General features: G+C 62.2%; 23 protein-coding genes. 8 read left to right on the plus strand and 15 right to left on the minus strand.

Going from position 1 to position 20,827, the window contains the following annotated elements:
- Nucleotides 1-20: 20 nt before the first annotated feature.
- From nhaR to ACP7BV_RS12095, 3 genes are all read left to right on the plus strand, one after another.
- Nucleotides 21-929: a transcriptional activator NhaR gene (gene nhaR, locus ACP7BV_RS12085; RefSeq protein WP_426104064.1), complete on the plus strand. Its 909-nt coding sequence runs from the start codon at nt 21-23 to the stop codon at nt 927-929.
- Between the two features lie 55 nt (nt 930-984).
- A complete protein-coding gene (locus ACP7BV_RS12090) occupies nt 985-2,325 on the plus strand; it encodes a hemolysin family protein (protein WP_426104065.1) in 1,341 nt (446 codons plus the stop codon).
- Nucleotides 2,326-2,536: 211 nt separating this feature from the next.
- Nucleotides 2,537-3,766, plus strand: a complete 1,230-nt coding sequence (locus tag ACP7BV_RS12095; protein WP_426104066.1) for an HD-GYP domain-containing protein — start codon at nt 2,537-2,539, stop codon at nt 3,764-3,766.
- Between the two features lie 31 nt (nt 3,767-3,797).
- On the opposite strand, the gene ACP7BV_RS12100 is transcribed toward ACP7BV_RS12095, so the two are convergent.
- Genes ACP7BV_RS12100 through ACP7BV_RS12125 form a run of 6 tightly spaced genes read right to left on the minus strand, consistent with a single transcriptional unit; the run spans nt 3,798 to nt 8,831 of the window.
- The gene (locus ACP7BV_RS12100) at nt 3,798-4,856 is read right to left on the minus strand and encodes an AI-2E family transporter (RefSeq protein ID WP_426104067.1); all 1,059 of its coding nucleotides are present in this window, start codon (nt 4,854-4,856) and stop codon (nt 3,798-3,800) included.
- Between the two features lie 48 nt (nt 4,857-4,904).
- Nucleotides 4,905-5,492, minus strand: coding sequence for an SCO family protein (locus tag ACP7BV_RS12105; RefSeq protein ID WP_426104068.1), 588 nt, complete (start codon nt 5,490-5,492; stop codon nt 4,905-4,907).
- Between the two features lies 1 nt (nt 5,493).
- On the minus strand, nt 5,494-6,387 hold the full coding sequence (gene cyoE / locus ACP7BV_RS12110) for a heme o synthase (RefSeq protein WP_426104069.1): 894 nt from the start codon (nt 6,385-6,387) through the stop codon (nt 5,494-5,496).
- Nucleotides 6,384-7,529 (minus strand): COX15/CtaA family protein, encoded by a 1,146-nt coding sequence (locus tag ACP7BV_RS12115; protein ID WP_426104070.1) that lies wholly within the window; start codon nt 7,527-7,529, stop codon nt 6,384-6,386. The genes cyoE and ACP7BV_RS12115 overlap by 4 nt, the downstream gene beginning before the upstream one ends.
- A 2-nt stretch (nt 7,530-7,531) precedes the next feature.
- Nucleotides 7,532-8,125, minus strand: a complete 594-nt coding sequence (locus ACP7BV_RS12120) for an SCO family protein (protein WP_426104071.1) — start codon at nt 8,123-8,125, stop codon at nt 7,532-7,534.
- Nucleotides 8,112-8,831: an SURF1 family protein gene (locus ACP7BV_RS12125; protein WP_426104072.1), complete on the minus strand. Its 720-nt coding sequence runs from the start codon at nt 8,829-8,831 to the stop codon at nt 8,112-8,114. The genes ACP7BV_RS12120 and ACP7BV_RS12125 overlap by 14 nt, the downstream gene beginning before the upstream one ends.
- Nucleotides 8,832-8,881: 50 nt before the next feature.
- Here ACP7BV_RS12125 and ACP7BV_RS12130 point away from each other — a divergent pair, with 50 nt between their 5' ends.
- Nucleotides 8,882-9,082 (plus strand): twin transmembrane helix small protein, encoded by a 201-nt coding sequence (locus ACP7BV_RS12130; RefSeq protein WP_426104073.1) that lies wholly within the window; start codon nt 8,882-8,884, stop codon nt 9,080-9,082.
- A gap of 144 nt (nt 9,083-9,226) precedes the next feature.
- Here ACP7BV_RS12130 and ACP7BV_RS12135 read toward each other — a convergent pair whose 3' ends face one another.
- The 6 genes from ACP7BV_RS12135 to ACP7BV_RS12160 all read right to left on the minus strand — a co-directional run bounded on the left by ACP7BV_RS12135 (nt 9,227) and on the right by ACP7BV_RS12160 (nt 15,376).
- The gene (locus ACP7BV_RS12135; protein WP_426104074.1) at nt 9,227-10,084 is read right to left on the minus strand and encodes a cytochrome c oxidase subunit 3; all 858 of its coding nucleotides are present in this window, start codon (nt 10,082-10,084) and stop codon (nt 9,227-9,229) included.
- A gap of 63 nt (nt 10,085-10,147) precedes the next feature.
- A complete protein-coding gene (locus tag ACP7BV_RS12140) occupies nt 10,148-10,375 on the minus strand; it encodes a DUF2970 domain-containing protein (RefSeq protein WP_426104075.1) in 228 nt (75 codons plus the stop codon).
- Nucleotides 10,375-10,959, minus strand: coding sequence for a cytochrome c oxidase assembly protein (locus tag ACP7BV_RS12145; protein ID WP_426104076.1), 585 nt, complete (start codon nt 10,957-10,959; stop codon nt 10,375-10,377). The genes ACP7BV_RS12140 and ACP7BV_RS12145 overlap by 1 nt, the downstream gene beginning before the upstream one ends.
- 161 nt (nt 10,960-11,120) lie before the next feature.
- Nucleotides 11,121-12,704, minus strand: a complete 1,584-nt coding sequence (gene ctaD / locus ACP7BV_RS12150; RefSeq protein WP_426104077.1) for a cytochrome c oxidase subunit I — start codon at nt 12,702-12,704, stop codon at nt 11,121-11,123.
- A 15-nt stretch (nt 12,705-12,719) separates the two neighbouring features.
- Nucleotides 12,720-13,922, minus strand: coding sequence for a cytochrome c oxidase subunit II (coxB, locus tag ACP7BV_RS12155; protein ID WP_426104078.1), 1,203 nt, complete (start codon nt 13,920-13,922; stop codon nt 12,720-12,722).
- 518 nt (nt 13,923-14,440) lie between these two features.
- Nucleotides 14,441-15,376, minus strand: coding sequence for a methyltransferase domain-containing protein (locus ACP7BV_RS12160; RefSeq protein WP_426104079.1), 936 nt, complete (start codon nt 15,374-15,376; stop codon nt 14,441-14,443).
- Between the two features lie 72 nt (nt 15,377-15,448).
- On the opposite strand from ACP7BV_RS12160, the gene ACP7BV_RS12165 reads away from it, so the two are divergent.
- Both ACP7BV_RS12165 and trmL read left to right on the plus strand, forming a co-directional pair.
- The gene (locus ACP7BV_RS12165) at nt 15,449-16,204 is read left to right on the plus strand and encodes a ComF family protein (protein ID WP_426104080.1); all 756 of its coding nucleotides are present in this window, start codon (nt 15,449-15,451) and stop codon (nt 16,202-16,204) included.
- A 13-nt stretch (nt 16,205-16,217) separates the two neighbouring features.
- The gene (gene trmL, locus ACP7BV_RS12170) at nt 16,218-16,688 is read left to right on the plus strand and encodes a tRNA (uridine(34)/cytosine(34)/5-carboxymethylaminomethyluridine(34)-2'-O)-methyltransferase TrmL (RefSeq protein WP_426104081.1); all 471 of its coding nucleotides are present in this window, start codon (nt 16,218-16,220) and stop codon (nt 16,686-16,688) included.
- Between the two features lie 82 nt (nt 16,689-16,770).
- On the opposite strand, the gene ACP7BV_RS12175 is transcribed toward trmL, so the two are convergent.
- Genes ACP7BV_RS12175 through ACP7BV_RS12185 form a run of 3 tightly spaced genes read right to left on the minus strand, consistent with a single transcriptional unit; the run spans nt 16,771 to nt 18,644 of the window.
- Nucleotides 16,771-17,571 carry a M20/M25/M40 family metallo-hydrolase gene (locus ACP7BV_RS12175; RefSeq protein WP_426104082.1) on the minus strand — a complete coding sequence of 267 codons (801 nt, stop codon included), beginning with the start codon at nt 17,569-17,571 and terminating at the stop codon, nt 16,771-16,773.
- A gap of 9 nt (nt 17,572-17,580) precedes the next feature.
- Complete coding sequence (locus ACP7BV_RS12180; protein ID WP_426104083.1) at nt 17,581-18,108, minus strand: hypothetical protein; 528 nt, start codon at nt 18,106-18,108, stop codon at nt 17,581-17,583.
- The gene (locus tag ACP7BV_RS12185; RefSeq protein ID WP_426104084.1) at nt 18,108-18,644 is read right to left on the minus strand and encodes a hypothetical protein; all 537 of its coding nucleotides are present in this window, start codon (nt 18,642-18,644) and stop codon (nt 18,108-18,110) included. Before ACP7BV_RS12185 ends, ACP7BV_RS12180 begins: the two co-directional genes overlap by 1 nt.
- Nucleotides 18,645-18,895: 251 nt before the next feature.
- Here ACP7BV_RS12185 and ACP7BV_RS12190 point away from each other — a divergent pair, with 251 nt between their 5' ends.
- Nucleotides 18,896-19,189 carry a hypothetical protein gene (locus ACP7BV_RS12190; protein ID WP_426104085.1) on the plus strand — a complete coding sequence of 98 codons (294 nt, stop codon included), beginning with the start codon at nt 18,896-18,898 and terminating at the stop codon, nt 19,187-19,189.
- Entirely contained in the window at nt 19,176-20,660 is a 1,485-nt protein-coding gene (locus ACP7BV_RS12195) for a S8 family serine peptidase (protein ID WP_426104086.1), read from the plus strand. Before ACP7BV_RS12190 ends, ACP7BV_RS12195 begins: the two co-directional genes overlap by 14 nt.
- The last annotated feature ends 167 nt before the right edge of the window (nt 20,661-20,827 follow it).

Raw genomic sequence — 20,827 nt, forward strand, 5'->3', positions numbered from 1 at the left:
TACTTCTGAAAAACAGAACAATGAAAACAACAGGAATGAATTTTCGCCACCTTTATTACTTTTGGGTCGTCGCGAAGGAAGGCTCGATTACCCGCGCCGCCACGCGGCTCGGACTGGCGATCCAGACCGTCAGCACGCAACTGGCCCAGCTCGAGCAATCGATCGGCAAGTCGCTGTTGATGCCGCAGGGGCGCAGCCTGGTGCTGACCGAGGCCGGTCGCTTGGCGCTGGCCTACGCCGACCAGATTTTTTTGCTTGGCGAGCAGCTGCAAGAAGCGCTGTCGGAAGCGGACAGCGGGCGCACCCGGCTCACCGTCGGCATTTCCGATTCGCTGCCCAAGCTGACCGCCTTTCGCCTGCTTGAAACGACGCTGCACCTGCCCACCCCGGTGCGGCTGGTGTGCTACGAAGATAATTTCGAGGCGCTCTTGGCCGACCTGGCGCTGCACAAGCTCGACGTGGTGCTGACCGACCGCGCGGTGCGCTCCGGCACCACCTTGCGCGTGTTTAGCCACATGCTGTTTGAAAGCGCCACCATTGTCGTTGGCGCGCCGCAGCTGGCCCAGGCTTACACGGCGGGGTTTCCAGCTTGCCTGAACGGCGCCCCGTTCCTGCTGCCCACCCGCAATAACGCACTGCGGGGCCGGATCGACGAGTGGTTCGAATTGCACAATGCGCGCCCTGACGTGGTCGGCGAATTCGAAGACAATGCGCTGCTGAACACGTTCGGGCGGCGCGGGGCGGGCTTGTTCTTCGCCCCGGCGGCGCTGGCGGCCGACCTGCAAGAGCAGTTCGGCGCGGTGCTGGTGGGCCAGGTGCCGCAGGTGCGCGAGCAAGTGTACGCGATCTCGAACGAACGCAAGATCAAGCATCCGGCGGTCGAGGCCATACTTTCTTCAGTGCACGAGGGTGTCTTCAGCAGCGCCTGAACGGTACAATGGGCGTTCCGGCTTTTGTGGCCAAGCAAAAAACAACAACATTTCTATGACTAATGTACTTCTTGTTCTGCTCGCCGTCTTCCTGGTCGTGCTGAACGGTTTCTTTGTGGCCGCCGAGTTCGGCATGGTTGCCTTGCGTCCCACCCGCGTGCGCGCAATTGCCAAAAGCCAGGGCTGGCGCGGGCGCATCCTGGGCAAGGTGCACGGTCAGCTCGATGCTTACCTGTCGGCCTGCCAGCTGGGGATCACCCTGGCCTCGCTGGGCCTGGGCTGGGTCGGCGAACCGGCATTCGCCGGCTTGATCGCGCCGCTATTTACCGCCATCGGCATGGGTTCGCAGGCGCTGATTCATACGGTCTCTTTCCTGTTCGCCTTTAGCGTCATTTCTTTCCTGCACATTGTGGTGGGCGAACTGGCGCCCAAGTCGATGGCGATCCGCAATCCGGAAGTGGTGGGCCTGTGGACGGCGCCGGCGCTGTACGGTTTTTACTGGAGCATGTATCCGGCCATTTACCTGCTCAATGCCAGCGCCAACGCCGTGCTGCGCCTGGCCGGTCTGTCGGGCCCGGGCGGGCACGACGCGCATTATTCGACCGAAGAATTGAAACTGATTTTGCGCACCAGCCAACCGGGCGAAAAATTCACCCGCGACGAGCGCCACATCCTGGCCCAGTCGCTGGACTTTTCCAAGTTGACGGTCAGCGAACTGATGCGCCCCATCAATGAAGTGATCGCGCTGCACGCCAACAAGTCGCTGGAAGACAATTTGCAGACCGTGGTGCGCAACCGCTTCAGCCGCTATCCGTATTTCGACGCCAATGGCGAAGACGTGCTCGGCGTGATTCACTTGAAGGATTTGTTTTTCGCTCAGCAGGCAGGCAAGAAAATCAGCGACCTGAAGCCATTTTTGCGGCCGGTGGAAACCATGTCGGCACGCACGGCCGCGCAAACCATGTTTCGCCGGTTTCGCGACGGCGCACCCCACTTTGCGCTGATCGGCGAAAAGGGCAAACGGCCGGTGGGCTTTCTCACGCTCGACAATTTGCTGGGCGCAATGGTCGGCGAAATCCGCGATGAATTCCGGTTGAACGAAAACGATTGGCTGCGCCAGCCGGACGGCACACTGGTCGGCAAGGCAAGCTTGCCGATCTTCTCGCTCGAGCGTATTCTGGGTCTCGATATCGATAACGAGACGCTGGGGCTGGACGAAGTGGAGTCGGTGGGCGGGCTGTTGATGGTCAAGCTGGGCGATATACCCAAGCAGGGGCAAAAGATCGAATTTCCCTACTTTGATATCGTGGTCAAGAAGATGAACGGGCCGCGCATTGTGCTGGTGAAGGTGATTCCACAAAAGGGACGCGCAAGCGATCCGGACGAGCACGACTAAAAAAACAACACCGTCGCGCACATGGCGCCGTACGGCCGCAACCGGATGGGCTAGCCTGCTCTTTATCTTTTTACCTGAAGTGTTTTTTATAGAAACTTTAGTTTCTCGGTGCTATAGTTCATTACTCGAAAACGTGTCACCCGATATTCGCCCTGGACAGGCTCGGCTTCCTTGCCGTGGACGCCGATTATTCGAAAAACTGGCAGAACACATGGCTGCGAACGATATAAAGAAAATCAGCGTAAGCGAACTGCGGCTGGGAATGTATCTGGTCGGGTTTGACGGGAACTGGCTGTCCAATCCGTTCTGGACTTCGCGCTTCCTGCTTGCCAGCGCCGACGAGCTGCGCCAGGCGCGCGCCAGTGGCCTTGCCGAATGCTGGATCGACACCAGCTTGGGCGCCGATGTCGCGCCCGTCGCGCCCGCCCGGAGCACCGCCGGCGCTGCCCCGGTTGCGAAGCGGCGCCGGGCGCCTCCCCAGGCGGCAGGCGCGCTTAGCATGGAAGAAGAGCTGCAGAACGCGGCCCGGCTGTGCCAGACGGCGCGCGCATCGATTTTTTCCATGTTCTCTCAGGCCCGGCTCGGCAAGATCGCCGACACCCATTTTTGCAGCGCCCTGGTTGACGATATCGTGCGCTCGGTGGAGCGCCACCCTGGCGCCCTGATCAGCCTGTCGCGCCTGAAGTACGAAGACGACTACACCTATATGCATTCGGTGGCGGTGTGCGCGTTGATGGTCGCGCTGGCCAAGGCCATGAAATTGTCCGACCCTGACATGCGCGAGGCGGGCCTGAGCGGCCTGCTGCATGACATCGGAAAAGCCAGGATTCCGCTGGAAATCCTCAATAAACCCAGCAGTCTGAGTGACGACGAATTCGCGACCGTCAAACGGCACCCGGAACACGGCTTTGAAGCGCTGCGTCACGGCGGCGTCAGCGACAGCGTGCGCGAGGCTTGCCTTCACCATCACGAGCGCATGGATGGCGCTGGCTACCCCCACCGGCAGGCAGGCAAGGCAATTTCGCTGATGGCGCGCATGACGGCCGTGTGCGACGTGTACGACGCCATTACGTCCGATCGGCCCTACAAGCGGGGCTGGGATCCGGCGGACGCCCTGTCCAAGATGATTTCCTGGAAAGGGCACTTCGATCCGACCGTGCTGTCCGCGTTCATCGAAGTGGTGGGTATCTATCCTACCGGATCGCTGGTGCGTCTCAAATCGGAAAAACTTGCCGTCGTCGTTGAACAAAACAAACAAAGTTATACCCGGCCTACGGTGCGGGCCTTTTACTGCATCGCATCAACACGGGCCATACCGGCCGAGCTGATCGATTTGTCCGGCACCGAGGAAGATTGCGTCGTCGGTTCCGAAGACCGGGAACGCTTGCCCACCGCCGTCATCGAAAAACTGTGGGCGGGCGAGCTGTATCGCGAGCGCTGAGCCCTCCCGCGACAATTGTCCGGGACCCCAACTAGGTCTTCATCACCGCCGCCGGCTGCGCCCCGGTCCACTCGCGCAGCAGCGAGTACCCCACGGCCAGCAGCACGGGGCCGATAAACAGGCCCACGAACCCGAACGCCATTACCCCGCCCAGCACACCTAACAGCACCAGCAGGAACGGCATGTCGCTGCCCCGGCTGATGAGCATCGGCTTGACCACGTTGTCGACGCCGCTGATCAAAATCAGTCCCCACACCAGCATGAACACGCCCCACCCCGTCTTGCCCTCGCTAAAGAGCCAGATCGCCGCGCCGCCCCAGATGATGGGCGGGCCGACCGGCACCAGCGACATGACAAAGGTCGCAAAGCCCAGCAGCAGCACGCCCGGCACACCGGCGATCGCAAAGCCGAGCGCGGCCACCAGCGCCTGCGCCAGCGCCGTGCCCAGTAAACCGTACATCACCCCGCGCACGGTCTGGCTGACGGTGCTGGCGATGCGCGGCGCGCTCTCGCCGATGATGCGCTCCATCGCCACGCGCGTGGCGCGCAGCAGCGCCTGACCGTCGCGGTACAGGAAAAAAGCGACAAAGGCGGCCAGGCTCATTTGCGCCACGCCGGCGCCCAGCACAATGCCTCCGCCCAGTAAATAGTGGCGCGCCGGCTCGAGCATCTGCTTGGCCACTTCCATCATCTGTTCGCGGCTTGACACCAGCGTGCGCACATATCCATGGAGCCAGTCGCCCACCAGGGGCACGCGCCGGATCCAGCCGGGCGGCTCCACGTGGCCCGTTTCCACGGCCAGCTTGATCTGGTCATACAGGCGGCCCACGTCGTCGGCCAGGTTGTAGGCCACCAGGCCGATGGGCACGATCACCAGCAGCGTGAGCGTCAACGTCAGCGTGAGCGCGGCGAGCGAGCGGCGACCGTTCATCCGCCCCAGCAGGAACAGGTACATCGGCCAGGAAGAAATGACGACGGCGGCGGCGAACAGGATCGCGGCCAGGAAGGGGCGCAGCACGTACAGGCAGCCGATCACCAGGAAGGCGACGGCGCCGATCGAGGCGAGGTTCTTGCCGATGCGTCGTTCCATGGTGGTCTGCCGAAGATGTTTGCTTAGTGTATGACCTAGTGTATGAACCTAGTGCAGCAACAGCTTGATGTCTTGTGCAATCGGCGTGGCGCCCTTGCCGTGGCGGACGAACAGGCGGATCTTGCCCTGCTGGTCGAACACGTAGCTGCCCGCAGTATGGTCCATCGAGTAGGCGCCGGGCGTGGCGCCGGGTGACTTGGCGTAAAACACCTTGAATTCCTTGGCCACTTTGGCGGTCGCGGCCGCGTCGCCGTACAGGCCGATAAAGCTGGTGTCAAAAGCGGGCACGTACTGCGCCAGCAGCTCTTGCGTGTCGCGCTCCGGATCAACCGTCACGAACAGCACCTGCACCTTGGCCGCATCCGGACCGAGCTGCTTGCGCACCTCCGCCATTTCAGCCATCGTGGTCGGGCACACGTCGGGGCACTGGGTGTAGCCAAAGAACAGAAACACCACCTTGCCCTTGAAGTCGGCCAGCGTGCGCTGTTTGCCCGTATGGTCGGTCAGCGCAAAGTCGCGCGCATACTCGGCGCCGGTGATGTCGACGTTGTTGAAGACGGGCGGCGCGGCCGGCTTGGCGCAGGCCGCCAGCGTCAAGGTCAGCGCCACGGCGCACAGGGCAAACAGATTTTTCATCTTAGAATGGGAAGTAATGGTCGACCAGCAGCGCGGCAAACAGCAGCGACAGGTAGATGATCGACCAGGTAAAGGCCTTGCGCGCCACCTGGTCGGAATAGTGCTTGTAGACCTGCCAGCCGTGCCACAAAAAGACCGCATTGAGCGCGACGGCGGCCGTGAGGTAAATCAGGCCGCTCATGCGCACCACGAACGGCAGCAAGGTGGTGGCGGCGAGCACGATGGAGTACAGCCACACGTGAAAGCCGGTGAAGTTCATGCCGTGGGTGACCGGCAGCATCGGCAGCCCGGAGCGCGCATAGTCGTCGCGCCGGTACATGGCCAGTGCCCAGAAGTGCGGCGGGGTCCAGACGAAAATGATCAGGACCAGGAGCCACGCCTGCATCGGCACCGCGTCGGCGATCGCGGCCCAGCCCAGCGCCGGCGGCATCGCGCCCGACAGGCCGCCGATGACGATGTTTTGCGGCGTGGCCGGTTTCAGAATCAGGGTGTAGATGACGGCGTAGCCGACGAAAGTTACCAGCGTGAGCCACATGGTCAAGGGATTGACCAGCGCGTACAGCACCCACATGCCGGCCCCGCCAATGACGGACGAAAAGGCAATGGTCTGGGTCTTGGTCAGTTCGCCGCTGGCGGTGGCGCGGCGCGCGGTGCGCGCCATGCGCGCATCGATTTCGCTCTCGAGAATGCAGTTGACGGCAAAGGCGGCGCCGGCCAGCAGCCAGATGCCAACGGTGCCGAAGAACACCTTGTGCATGTCGGGCAGCCCCGGCGTTGCCAGGAACATGCCGATGACGGCGCAAAACACCGCCAGTTGCGTGACGCGCGGCTTGGTCAGGGCCCAGTATTGGGCGATGCGGCTGCTCGATTTTTGTGTAGCGGTCTGGGTTGTCATGTAGGTGGTCTTGCATGCGCTGCTGCGCTGAATCGGTGCTTGATCTGGTAGTTTAACATGGCGACCAGCGCCACTAGCAGGGCGGCCCCCGCGTTATGCAATACGGCGATGGCAAGCGGGAAGGCGAAATACACGGTTGCAATGCCCGCCGCCAGCTGCAGCGCGAGCACGATGGCAATCTTGCGCGCCGTGCCGCGCAGGTCCGGCATTGCCATCGCGCGCCAGGCGGTAAAGCCAAGGATTGCGGCTGCGACATACGCAAAATGGCGATGCACCCAATGAATGGCCGTGAGGGCCGAGAACGGCAGGTAATGCCCCGCCGCCGTCTTACCCAGTTCGCGCCACAGCGTAAAACCATGGCCGAAATCCATGTCCGGGAAAACCTGCCCCGCGCACAGCGGGAAATCCGCGCAAGCGAGCGTCGCGTAATTGGTACTGACCCAGCCCCCCAATGCAATCTGCACGCCCAGCACCAGCGCCGAAACAAGCGCCAAGACGCGCAGCGATACCGTCGATACCGTAGGGCGCAAAAGCGCAGCGCATTGCGCCATCTCTGGCCGGCCACCAACGGCAGCATCCTGGCGCGCCCCCAGCCAGCAAAGCATGAACAGCAAGCCCATCGCCAGCAACAAATGCATCGTTACAATGACCGGCTGCAGTTTCATGGTCACGGTCAGCGCCCCGAACGCTCCCTGCACGCAGACGGCGACAAACACCGCCGTCGGCAAGAGCGGCCTGAACTGCACGCTGTTCGAACGGCGCCACTGCAGCCAGGCAGTTCCCATCAAGGCCATGCACAAGAACCCCACGCCCATCGCCAGGTAGCGGTGAATCATCTCGATCCACGCTTTCACCACCGTTACCGGCCCGGTCGGCAATAAGGCTTGCGCGGCGCTAATCTGCTCATGCGCAATAAACGGATTGGCCGCGCCATAACATCCCGGCCAATCCGGGCAGCCAAGCCCGGAATCGGTCAGGCGCGTGAACGCGCCGAACACGATCAGGTCAAAGGTGAGAAAGGCGGTCAGCCACACCAGCTTGCGGTATTTGTGCGGATCGGACGACATCCACACCATGGCCAGCGGCAAGGTTGCCGCCAGCAAGCCCGACAGGGCCAACTGCACCAGGGTTGACGACTGCATGATCAGCCGATCGCGGACGCTTTGAGCAGCTTGCCGATATCCTTGGTCACCTTGTTCGGCTCGGCATCCTTGGGAAAGCGCATCATCAGGTTGCCCAGCGGGTCGATCAGGTATAAGTGGTCGGTCACGTCGCCGCCCGGCTCCACCGGTAGCCACGCCTTGACCGCATCGGGCTTTACGCGCAGCATGCGCACGCCGTCGATGACTTTCATCAGCTCGATGTCGAGCGGCGCATTGTCGGTAATGAGCCAGACGCGCTCGATGCGTTCCATGCCCTTGCCCTGCATCAAGCGCAACTGGCGCACCTTGACCAGCTGGTCTTTGCATGCTTGCGGGCAGTCGCCCGGCTCGACCTGCAGCATGATCCACTTGCCCTTGTAGGCGTCAAGCGCGAGCGGCTTGCCGTCCAGGCCAGTGGTGCCCAGCGCGGGAAACGGATGGGCGCGCGGATCGATCAGCGTGCCGTAATTGGTGCGCCCGCTCGGCTTGATGACGTAATACGTGAGGTAGGAAAAGATCAACGGCGAAGCGCACACGGCCAGTACGGCCAGCAGCTTCCAGCGTCCGCTGGTTTGATTCGGTTTATTTTGTTCCACGTCGAAATCCTGTCACTACGAAAAATAAGAGCGCCATCCCTGCCAGCGCGTACCACTGAAATGCATAACCCTGGTGCTTTTCGACGCCCAGCGCGGGCGCCGGCCAGTCGCGCACCAGGTTGTCGCCCGCTTCGGGCGGCCCGGTCTGCTCGATAAAAAATGGCTGCACGGCCAGCTTGCTGGCGTCGGCGAACTGGTCGGGTGTGAGGTTTTGTAAAATCGCGCCGGGCTTGACCATGGCCGGGTCGCCCAGCTGCATCACCTTGCCCATACCCGCCTTGGCAACGCCGGTTACGATCACCGTGCCGGGCGGGGTGGAAAATTCAGGCAGGCGATCGTGTTCGCCGTTGTAGCGCGGCAACCAGCCGCGCGCCACCAGCACATGGGTGTTCGATCCGGCAATCTTGAATGGCATCAGCAGGTAAAAACCCACCTTGCCTTGCTGGGGCCGGTTGTCGAGAAACAGCGGCCACCCGGTGACGAATTCGCCGGCCACCGACACCGGCCGGAACGCGACGTCTTCCTTGCCAAGCAGCTTCGGACCGAGCACCAGCGGCGCCTGGACGGCGCGCTCGGCGAGCGTGGCCTGCAAGGCGATTTTTTGCGCGGCGCGCCGGTCTTGCCACTGCCCCAGCGAGACGCCGAGCGCCACCAGCAGCACGGTGGCAAAGAAAGGGATAGCACGGAAACGGAAGCGCTTAAGCATTACAATGAAGCCTTGTTTAACGGAGCATTGTTTAAGTACATCGAAAGCCTATGAAAATCCTCGTCGCCATCGCCTTCATCATGATCCTGGGCAGCCTGGGCTCGGCCCTGTTTTTCCTGATGCGCGACAAAGGCAAGAGCAATCGTACCGTACATGCGCTGGCGCTGCGCGTGGGCTTGTCAGTGACGCTGTTTCTGTTGTTGCTGGGCGCCCATTACATGGGCTGGATCCAGCCGACCGGCATCAGTTGATGAACTGCAGCTGACCGCCTGCCGCGGCTCAACGTTGGACTGCGGCTGACCGACTGCAAAGCTTTCTGGCAAAAAACCGGGGACAGGCCCACCGCTTGATGGTCTGTCCCCGGTTTTTTTGCTTGAGGGATCAGCCCCCTCGTATTACAGCCAGTAGATGACGACGTACAAACCAAGCCAGACAACGTCGACAAAGTGCCAGTACCACGCAGCGCCTTCAAAACCGAAGTGATTGTCCGCGGTAAAGTGGCCCTTCAAGACGCGATACAGGATCACCGACAGCATGATCGCACCCATCGTCACGTGAAAGCCGTGGAACCCGGTCAGCATGAAGAAGGTCGAACCATAGATGCCCGACGTCAGCTTCAAGTTCAGTTCGCTGTAAGCGTGCATGTACTCATACACCTGGAAGCCCATAAAGGTTGCGCCCAGCAAAATGGTCGCCGCCAGCCATACCGCGGTCTTGGCGCGATGGCCGGCACGCAGTGCATGGTGGGAAATGGTCAGCGTCACGCCCGACAGCAGCAACAATGCCGTGTTGATCGTTGGAATTGGGAACGGACCCATCTTCGCAAACGGCTCGATCGTGCCGGCCGGGCTGTCGCCCCACTGCGCGGCAAAGTCTGGCCAGATGAATTTGTGGTCCAGGTCGCCCAGCCAAGGCAGTGAAATCGTGCGGGCGTAAAACAAGGCACCGAAGAAGGCACCGAAAAACATCACTTCCGAAAAAATGAACCAGCTCATCGACCAGCGGAACGACAGATCGATGCGGCTGTTGTACTGGCCCGATTCCGATTCGCCGATGGCGTCGCCGAACCAGAAATACAGCACCAGCAGCATCGACAGGATGCCGCCGATGTTCAGGATCGGGCCCCACGAGGCGCCGTTGACCCAGCCGGAAGCGCCGATCATCGTCACCAGCAGCGACATGCCGGCAAACAGTGGCCATTTGGACGGACCCGGCACGAAATAATACGGCGCGGCGGCGTGTGGTGAACTCATCTTCATCTCCTAAATCAAAACTTTTATGCGGTGAATTTCGTGCTGCTCATTTTACGTGATCTATTACTTTGCTACGGCAACGCGCACCAGCATGATGATAACGCCGATAAACAGCGCCACGCCAATCAGGGCGGCAATAACCACATGAATGGGATTCAGGTTCGCTGAATCGCTTTCGTAGTCGCTGCGCTTGCGGATTCCGAAAAACGACCAGAACACCGCCTTCATCGTGGCCCCGAACGACGCTTTGCGTCCGGTGGGTTTGTCGCCCTTGTTTTTTACGTCATTCATTACTTCACCTTCGTCGCTGCCGCCTGCGGCGCGGCGGCCTGAGCGCCGGCTATTTCAAAAAACGTGTACGACAGCGTGATCGTCGAAATCTCGCGCGGCAGCTTGGGATCGATGAAAAACACGACCGGCATCTGCCTGGCCTCGTTCGCCTTCAGGGTCTGCTGCTTGAAACAAAAGCATTCGACCTTCTTGAAGTGCGGCGTGGCCGACTGCGGTGCATAACTGGGAATTGCCTGCGCCTGTACCGTGCGCGCCTGGGTGTTGACCACTTCATACATCACCGTGGCCAGTTCCCCCGGGTGCACCTTGATGCTGCGGGTGGTCGGGCGAAAGCGCCACGGCCCTTGCGCATTGCCGTCGAGTTCGACGGTAATGGTACGCGTCTTGTCGACCTGGCTATTCTTGTCGTACTCGACGAAATTACCTTCTTGCCGGCTCAGGTTGTTAATCCCGAGCACTTCGCACATCTGCCGGTAAACCGGCACCAGCGCGTAGCCAAAACCGAGCATCCCCACGGCGATGACGATCAGCTTGACCAGCATCTTGCGGTTCCGGGCCAGGCGTTCGGTTTGCTCAGTTGCCATTTAGAGCCAAATTCGCTTGATGAAGACGATGGCGAAAAAAAACAAGGCCACGCCGCCAAGAATCAGGCCGGTCTTCGCGTTATTCGGTTTCTTTGGATCAGACATATTCAACCTGCAAGTTTCATTTCATCCGGGCAGCAACAGCTGCCCGGATGACGGCATTACTTGACCGTCGGTGGCGTTTCGAACGTGTGGAACGGAGCAGGACTAGGGACGGTCCACTCCAGGCCTTCGGCGCCATCCCATGGCTTGTCGGCCGCTTTCGCGCCGCCACGGATGGTTGGCAGAATCACGAAAAACAGGAAGTACACTTGCGACAGGCCGAAACCAAACGCGCCGATCGAGGCAATCGCATTGAAGTCGGTGAACTGCGCCGGGTAATCGGCATACCGGCGCGGCATGCCCGCCAGCCCCAAAAAGTGCATCGGGAAGAACGTCACGTTGAACGTGATCAGCGACGCCCAGAAGTGGATCTTGCCGCGCGTTTCGGCGTACATGTGGCCAGTCCACTTTGGCGACCAGTAGTAGAAACCGGCAAATAGGGCGAACAGGGAACCGGCAACCAGCACGTAGTGAAAGTGGGCCACCACGTAGTAGGTGTCTTGCAACTGGATGTCGATCGGGGTCACCGCCAGGATCACGCCGGTAAAGCCGCCCATCGTGAACACGAAGATGAAGCCGACGGCAAACAGCATCGGGGTCTCGAAGGTCATCGAACCCTTCCACATCGTGGCGATCCAGTTGAACACTTTGACGCCGGTAGGCACGGCGATCAGCATCGTGGCATACATGAAGAACAGCTGGCTGGTCACCGGCATGCCGGTGGTAAACATGTGGTGGGCCCAGACGATGAACGAGAGCACCGCGATCGACGCCGTGGCGTAGACCATCGATGCGTAGCCGAACAGCGGCTTGCGTGCGAACGCTGGCAGGATCTGCGAGACGATACCGAATGCCGGCAAAATCATGATGTACACCTCGGGGTGGCCGAAGAACCAGAAGATGTGCTGGTACATGACCGGGTCGCCGCCGCCGGCAGCGTTAAAGAACGAGGTGCCGAAGTGACGGTCGGTCAGAGTCATCGTGATCGCGCCTGCCAGAACCGGCATCACGGCGATCAGGAGGAAGGCGGTGATCAGCCAGGTCCAGCAAAACATCGGCATTTTCATCAGGGTCATGCCGGGAGCACGCATGTTCAGGATGGTGACGATGATGTTGATCGAACCCATGATCGACGAGGCGCCCATCAGGTGCATCGCGAAAATACCCATGTCCATGCCAATGCCCATCTGGGTCGACAGCGGCGCGTACAGCGTCCAGCCGGCAGCGGTGGCGCCGCCCGGCACGAAGAACGAGCTGGCCAGCAGCAGCGCCGCGGGCGGCAGCAGCCAGAACGAGAAGTTGTTCATGCGGGCGAACGCCATGTCGGCGCAGCCGACCTGCAGCGGGATCATCCAGTTGGCAAAGCCAACGAAGGCCGGCATGATGGCGCCGAAGACCATGACCAGGCCGTGCATCGTGGTCAGCTGGTTGAAGAACTCAGGCTGGAAAAATTGCAGGCCAGGCTGGAACAGTTCGGTACGGATCATCAAGGCCAGCACGCCGCCGGACAACAGCATGATCAGGGAGAACCACAGGTACAGGGTACCGATGTCCTTGTGGTTGGTGGCGAACAGCCAGCGCGCCATGCCGTGAGGATGGTCGTGCGCGTGGTCGTGTGCGTGATCTAGTGTAGTTGTGCTCATTGTCTTAACTCCCGATTACTTGGTACGTGCAGCCAGAACGTCGGCTGGTTGAACGATATTTTCTGCAGCCTTGTTCGACCAGCTGTTGCGGGTATAGGTGATGACTGCGGCAATGTCGGAATCCGACAGCTGTTTCCATGCTGGCATTTCCGAAGGGTATTTACCGCTCTTTTTGCCATTCAACAACACATTGATCTGTTCCGCTTTCGGGCCATTCACCACTTCCGAGCCATCGAGTGGTGCAAACGCACCCGGTACGCCCTTGCCGGTTGCTTGATGGCAAGCGACGCAGTTGGTGGCGTAGACTTTTTCGCCCTTGGTTTTCAATTCGTCGATGGTCCAGACCTTGGCTGGATCGTCGGCCAAGGCCGCCATTTCTTTTTGCTTGCCCGAGACCCACGCGGCGTAGTCGCCGGCGCTGACGACGCGCACCACGATCGGCATGAAGGCATGCTCTTTACCGCACAGCTCGGCGCATTGGCCGCGGTAGGTACCAATTTCCTTGGCCTTGAACCAGGTATCGCGCACGAAACCGGGGATGGCATCTTGCTTGACGCCAAAGGCGGGAATCATCCAGGCGTGAATCACGTCGTTGGCGGTGAGCACCATGCGGATCTTCTTGTTGACTGGCACGACCACTTCATTGTCGACTTCCATCAGGTAGTTGATGCCGCGCTTGCCGGTGAACTGGTTGCCGGGGGAACCGACCTGCTCGCGCGGGGTCGACAGGCTCGACAGGAAGCTGATGCCGGCGCCTTCGCCGTTCAGGTAATCGTAGCCCCACTTCCACTGCATGCCGGTGGCCTTGATGGTGATGTCGGCGTTGGACGTGTCCTTCATCGCAACCACGGTCTTGGTCGCTGGCAGCGCCATGCCGATCACGATCAGGAACGGCACGATGGTCCAGGCGATTTCAACGGCGGTCGACTCATGAAAGGTTGCCGGCTTGTGGCCCAGCGAACGGCGGTGCTTGAAAATCGAGTAGAACATGACGCCGAACACGGCGACGAAGATCACCATGCAGACGACCATCATCCAGGTGTGCAGATTATTGATCTCGGTGGCGATGTCGGTCACCGATCGTTGCAGGTTCAACTGCATCTCCACCGGACGGCCCTGAACGCCAACTTCTTGAACAGGCTGTGCGGTTTGTGCCCAGCTGCCGGCTGAAACCAGCAGGCCGAACATCAAGGCGTGAAGTCGCTTTGCATATGTCATGTTTTCCCCAACCACCCAAAAATAATCATTCTTTTTAAACGCCGGCGAACTTACTGACCGCCAATGCTCCGAAACCATCGCACAAAAGGCTCCTGAGCCGGCTTGACGCGCGCTGCGCGAAAAATCCAGCTGGAACCAAACCATCGCACATAGGTGAATACGCACACTGTGAACGCTGTTGCTGACAACCGCTAAAAGCCCGTATTGATCGCCTGAATTTCAGGCGGCACGTTCGCAGTCGACAAAATTAGTCTTTAATTATACTCAAGGAACACCGTATGCATCAAGGACAAATGCGGCAAACTATGGGCGTAGACCTTGTAATTGCACACGGCGGCCCAACGTCGTGCCGCGGAAACGACACCGGCGCTGGCCACTGTCTTGCCGTTGTTTTGCAGCTGCCTTGCCGCTGTCTTGCCAGCGTTGGCCGCTTTGCCGCGGTTTGGCACGCTTTGGCACGCTTTGCCGCTCTTGCACCGTTGGCCGCTCCCGCAACAATGCCGGCCGCGCCAATGCTGTTACGGTGCCCGCGGCGTGAAGCGCACGATGGCCTCGCCAGCGGCCGTGACGCGCGGCGCCGGACGAAAAGCATGGCCGTAAATGACTTCGAAGCTCAAGCCCAGCTTGCCGTCCGGACGGCGCTGCGCCTCGAGCGCCTGCAGGAAGCGGCCCCAGGCAACGCGACCAGTCAGACCGCGGCGGCGCGTGGCAAGCGGATTGCCGCCCAGCGCGCGCACATCGGCCAGCATGGCTTGTACCGTATCGTAGGTGACGGTAATGACCTCCATATCCATGACGGGCGTGGAAAAACCGGCGTCGACCAACTGGTCGCCAAAATCGTGCATATCGACGAAAGGCAAAACATGCTCCGATACAGGCGCCGAAGCCTGCGCCGCATCGAGCGTGGAAAAGGCGCTGCGCAACTCCCGAAAGGTGTCGGGGCCAAAATTGGAAAACATTAACAACCCTTCGACGCGCAGCACCCTTCTCCACTCCGCAAAGACGCGGTCGGGCTGGGGATGCCAGTGCAGTGCCAAATTCGACCACACCAGGTCGACAGAGTTCGGCGGGAACGGACAATTACCGAAATCGCCACACAACAAGTCAATCCCGGCCTTGCCCGACAGCAAACGGCTGAGCAGGCGTCGGGACGGCGCCGCCGCAGCCGCTGCGTCGGCAACGGCGGCCATGGCGGGCGCGGCATCGATGCCGATGACCTGGGCAGCCGGATAGGCTTTCTGCAACAGCGCCAGGTCGGCTCCCGCGCCGCAGCCGGCGTCGACCACCCGGCCCGGGGCCAGCTTGACCAGACCGAGCCGGTCATGCATGCGGGCCGCAATTTCGCGGCGCAGGAAGTCGGACGGCGCAATGCGCTGCGGATCGGCAAACAAAGCGCGCACGCGCGCCTGCTCGATAGGCGCGCTCAATGTTGATGGAGATGCAGGAGAGGACATGGGCGAAAGCGGGTGGACGGCGCCGAAATGCGATAATGGCGCCAGTGTACCTGTTTGTTGAAAGTCGAGCCGATGCGCCACCGCCTGCTGCCGTGGCCCGGGCGCTGGCCGCTGGGGCTGGCGCGGCAACTGGGCCGATCGCTGCTGCCCTCGTCCTGCGCCCTGTGCGGGGCGCGCTGCGCTGCGTCCGTCTGCCCGCCGTGCCAGGAACAGTTCCTGGGGCCGTGCCCGCCCCGTTGCCGGCGCTGCGCCAATCCGGTGAGCGCGCTCGACGTGGATTGGCCGTGCGGTGCCTGCCAGTCGCATCCGCCCGCCTTTGACGCCACCATCGTCGCGGCCGACTACAGCGCGCCGCTGGATCAACTGGTGCTGCAGCTCAAGTTTGGCGGCACGCTGGCACTGGCGCCCTGGTTCGGACTGGCGTTGCGCGACGCCGTGATGGCGCGCGAGCGCTTCGAGCTGCCCACGCTGCTGTGCCCGGTGCCGCTGGGGCCGCACCGTCTGGCCGAGCGGGGTTTTAACCAGGCGCTGGAAATTGCGCGGCCGCTGTCGACAGCGCTGGGCATTGCCCTGCGCCCGGCGCTGGCCGTGCGCGCGCGCGAGACGGCGGCGCAGTCGGGCGTGGCGCCGGCCGAGCGCAAAAAGAACATGCGCGGCGCCTTCATCGTGGCGCCCGATGCGCTCGAATTGGTGCGTGGCCAGCACATCGGCGTAGTCGACGACGTGATGACCAGCGGCGCCACGCTGCACGAACTGGCGGCCGTATTCAAACGATTTGGCGCCGCGCGCGTGAGCAACTTCGTGTTCGCGCGCACCCCGCCCCACTAATAGGAGAAGCATTTTGTTCCATGTTGTTTTGGTAGAACCTGAAATCCCGCCCAACACCGGCAACATCATTCGCTTGTGCGCCAACACCGGCGCCCAGCTGCACTTGATCGAGCCGCTCGGCTTTCCGCTGGACGACGCCAAGATGAAGCGTGCCGGGCTGGACTATCACGACTACGCGACGATGAAAGTGCACAAGAACTGGGACGCCTACCTGCTTGACTGCAAGCCCGAGCCCGCGCGCATGTTCGCCCTGACCACGCACGGCTCAACGCCGTTCGCCACCGCCACCTTCTTGCCGGGCGACGTATTCGTGTTCGGCGCCGAGACGCGCGGCCTGGCGCCGGCGCTGCGCGAATCGTTCGCGCCGGCCCAGCGCATCCGCCTGCCGATGCGCCCGGACAACCGCAGCCTGAACTTATCGAACACCGTCGCCGTCGTCGTCTTCGAAGCCTGGCGCCAAAACGGCTACGCCGGCGGCGCCTGACTCCAGGGTGGATGGGGGAACCTTATGGCTTGGCGGGAAGTGTGGCCGGCTGGTGGGGCAGGCGTTCGCCGTTGAGCAAGCCCTAGGCCGCGAGCGCCATGACTTGGGCGCTATGGTTCAAGTCGGCTTTGGCAACGTGATCGACGTTGTCGAGCTCGCTGTGCTGGGTATGGCTGCGGTAGTCGAGCGGGTCCTGGATCGGCGAAAAAGCGGGAATGCCCCGTTCGAAAAATGTGTCGTGATCGGAACCACGGCTCAGGCCGTACGGCACATCGAGCGCACCCAGCACTTGCGCAGGTTCCAGCGCCGCAGTGAGCCCCGCATGCCACGCGTCGACCTTCATGTCGGGAAACCCCATGATGCGCCCGGCGCCCGCATCCTGCACAAAAATTGCCTGGATCCGGGCCAGCTCGGCGCGATGCCGGAGCACGTAGGACTTGCTGCCCAACAGCCCTTGCTCCTCGCCGGAAAACAAGACAATGCGCAGTGTCCGCTTTGGCTGCAACCCGGCGGCCCGCATGGCGCGCAGCACCTCGATCGCCACCACGGTCCCGGTGCCGTTGTCGGTGGCGCCAGTGCCCAGATCCCACGAGTCCTGGTGCGCACCAATGATCACCATCTCCTCGGGCAAGCTGCTGCCAATAAAGTCGGCCACCACGTTGTAGGCCTGCACCGGCGCCTTGCCGAAGCCGCCGCCAAGCTCAACTTCCAGCCGTGGCACCACGCCTCTGGCGAGCAAGCGCTTGAGCAGGCTGGCGCCCTCCTTCGTGATGATGCCCGCATGGGTAGCGAAGCGCGACTGCGCCCCGCCCCACATCTCCAGCACGCCGTCCTCCTTGCCGGACACCAGCAACACCGCTGCCATGCGTGCATTGGCGATCACTTGATTGACCTAGGTTTGAAACCGGGCCGGGTCCTTGCCCTCGGCCTCGCTTGCCTTCGGCCCGGACAGGAACAGCACGATTTTCCCTTTCAGCCCAGGCGCGGCCAGCTTGAATTCGTCCAGCGTCTTGACGTCCAGCACGGCGAGCTCCCCTTGCACGGGTCCGCCGGTGCCCGCAGTCCAGGCCTTTTGCACGATGTTCAGGTGCTGCCCGTTGGCATTGAGCAAACGGGCCCGGGCCACGCCGCGCTGCCATGGCCGGCCGAGCTCGTACGCTTCCTCATGCACATTGACGGCGCCGTAGGCCGTCAATTTTTTTATCGCCCAGCTTTGCGCGGTACGCAATTGCAGGGAGCCGGTCAGGCGCGGGCCTATGTCGTCGCACAATTGTTCCAGGTTTTGCATGGCTTCGGAATGCTCGGCGATCTCGGTGACCAGGCGCGCGGTGTCGCCAGGCGCCAGCGGCGCGCCGCACGCAGGGTTCGCCTGCAGGCATAGCCATCCCAGCGTAACGATCAGTAGTGAGGCGGTGCGCATCACCGCTCCGGCATCGGTGGCAGGGCCTTGACAAAGGCCGCCAGGCCGCCCTTGTCGCGGATGGCAATCGCTTCGTCGAGCTTGGCTGAGCGGTTGTCCGGATTCTTGGCCAGCAGGCTTGCATAGGCGCGCAGCAATCCTTCGACCCCGGCCAAGGTCTTCGCTTCCATCTGGGCCGGGTCCTTTTTTGGGTCAAGCATGTGGTGCCTGATCTGGAAGGCGGCGGTGCTGACGGTATGCTGGAAGCGCACCACGCGCTTGAGCTCGCCCTTGGCGGCTTTGGTCATGACCCAGAACACGCCGTTATCGGGACCAAACATATAGTCAGGTACTTCGTCGGCCCATTTTTCAAACCAGCGCCCGTCTGCCGACGCCATCGTCCCCAGCGGGTCCTTGTCGGCGGCGGCGGCGAGCTGGACCACGCGTTCCTGCTCTTCGGGCGTGGCCGGACCGCGGCCCTGCTGCGCGTGCGCGGGTGCAGCCAGGCTGGCCATGATGGCGAGGGTGGCAAGGACGGCGGCAAATAAGGTTTTCATCAAACGGTTCATGTCAGCTCCAGCAAAGTGCACGGGGGCGAAGGATTCGCGCTGTGCTTGCTGCCTGTTCAGCAACTCCTGTGCCAGCGCCGTTGCCAGGCGCAATCGGCCTGCACCTGCCTGGCAATGTGTTCGCTATCGGGCAATCGCCCTGCAAAAACGGACACGGCCCGTGACGCACAATTGACCTTGCTTGGCGCAAACGGGCACAAAGCCGTATCATCATCCTGTCCAGCCTGCCCAACAACGCCATGATCAAGCTCCAGCTCCTGCTGCGCCGCCCCAGCACCGACATTGCGCTCGATCCGCTCGTGCGCGCCGCGCTCGAGCAGCTCGGCTTTGCCGTCACCGGCGCGGGCCGGGCCACGGTGTCGGCCGAGCTGACCGAAGAACGCTTCGCACAGTTGTTCGGCCCCGCTGCGCCGGCGCCGAACCTGACGCTGCCGCTGCCCGCCAGCCTTGCCGACGCCATCAGCCTTATCACGATCGCACCGCGCCACAGCGCGCTGCGCCACACACCCAGGGTCCACCATGCAGCCATTTAAACTTAGCCACCGCCACCCTTCCCAGCATACGCCGGCCCCCGCCGACGCCATCTTGCGCATCGCCGTCACCTTCAAGGGCCGCTCCAACGTCGGCCCGACCAAGGTCCAGGCGCGCTTGTCGTCGGCGAGCATCGGCAGCTTCGAACCTGCGGCGGGCGAGATGGAAACGGCGATCGAGGCGCTGCGCCGGCACGGCTTCGTTGTCTCGGGCAGGGGCCGCATGACGGTCTCGGTGCGCGGCACCGCCGCCCAGTTCGAACGCGTGTTCGGCACCGCGCTGACCACGTTCGCGCTCGACCAGTCGCTGTGCTACTCGAGCCCCTGCGTGTACTATCCGCCCGACGGCGCGCCGTGGAATCCGGACCCCGAACTGGCCGACCTGATCGACGACGCCTACATCCAGTGGCCGCACATCTACCTGTCCGACCCGGTCATCGGCGCCCGTGCGCCGCACGTCAATTATTTTCACCTCGACGTGCTGACCGACGTCCCGGCCAAGCTGAACGTGCCGCCGATTCACCGCGAACGGCACCACGGCGAAGGCATCCGCGTGGCCATGATCGACACCGGGTTCGACCACTCGCACCCTTTTTTCGTGCGTAACAGCTTCACATCTTCGGTGGTGCTGGCGCCATCGGCCACCAACCGCTGCACCGATCCGGGCAGCCATGGCACGGGCGAATCGGCCAACGTGTTCGCCGTCGCGCCCAAGGTCACCTTCATCGGCGTCAAGCTGGGCGACGACGCCGATCCCTACGGCGGCGCCAGCATCCTCGAAGGCTTCCAGGAAGCGCTCAAGCACAAGCCGCACATCATCACCGTGAGCATGTGCTACGACCTGCGCGAAACGAACGGGCGCGGCGAACTGACCGAACTGCCGAACGGCCTCAAACCGCTGGAAGCGGAAATTCAGGCGGCCATTGCGGCCGGCATCGTGGTGGTGTTCTCGGCCGGGAACGGGCATTACGCCTTTCCGGCCTCGATGCCCGAAGTGCTGAGCGTGGGCGGCACCTACGTGGCCGAAGACGGCAGCATGCGCGCCTCCGACTATGCGTCGGCCTTTACCAGCACGATCTATTCGGGCCGCCATGTGCCTGACGTGTGCGGCCTGGTGGGCATGCTGCCTTACGGCGACTACATCATGCTGCCGGTGCCGGCCGGCTTCGAGATCGACACCGGCAATGCGCAGCACGACGGCACCACGCCGGGCGACGGCTGGGCGGTCTTTAGCGGCACTTCGGCGTCGGCGCCGCAAATTGCCGGCGTGTGCGCGCTGCTGCTGCAAAAAAATCCCGCGCTCAAGCCGGCCGACATCAAGGCGCTGCTCACGCGCACTGCGGTGGACGTGCGCGAAGGCGCCGCCAATCCGGCCAGCGATCCGGAAGGGCTGGGCATCAAGGCCGGTCCGGGCGTGGACGGGGCCACCGGCGCCGGGCTGGTTGACGCGTTCGCCGCGTGGCTGCAGGCCTGACCGCTGTCGCATGCACTACATCGTCCCCGCGAACGAGGCTGTTGCAAAAGAGGCGACGGTGCTGCAGCACTACATCGTCCTCGCGAACGCGAGGACGATGTTGGTTTGGGTTGTCGAGATGCGAAATGGCGCGATGCGTGCGTAGTCAAAAGGGCGCAAAACGTTTG

This window comes from Massilia sp. TSP1-1-2, from assembly GCF_049896185.1.
In the GTDB taxonomy this organism is placed as follows: Bacteria; Pseudomonadota; Gammaproteobacteria; order Burkholderiales; family Burkholderiaceae_D; genus Telluria_A.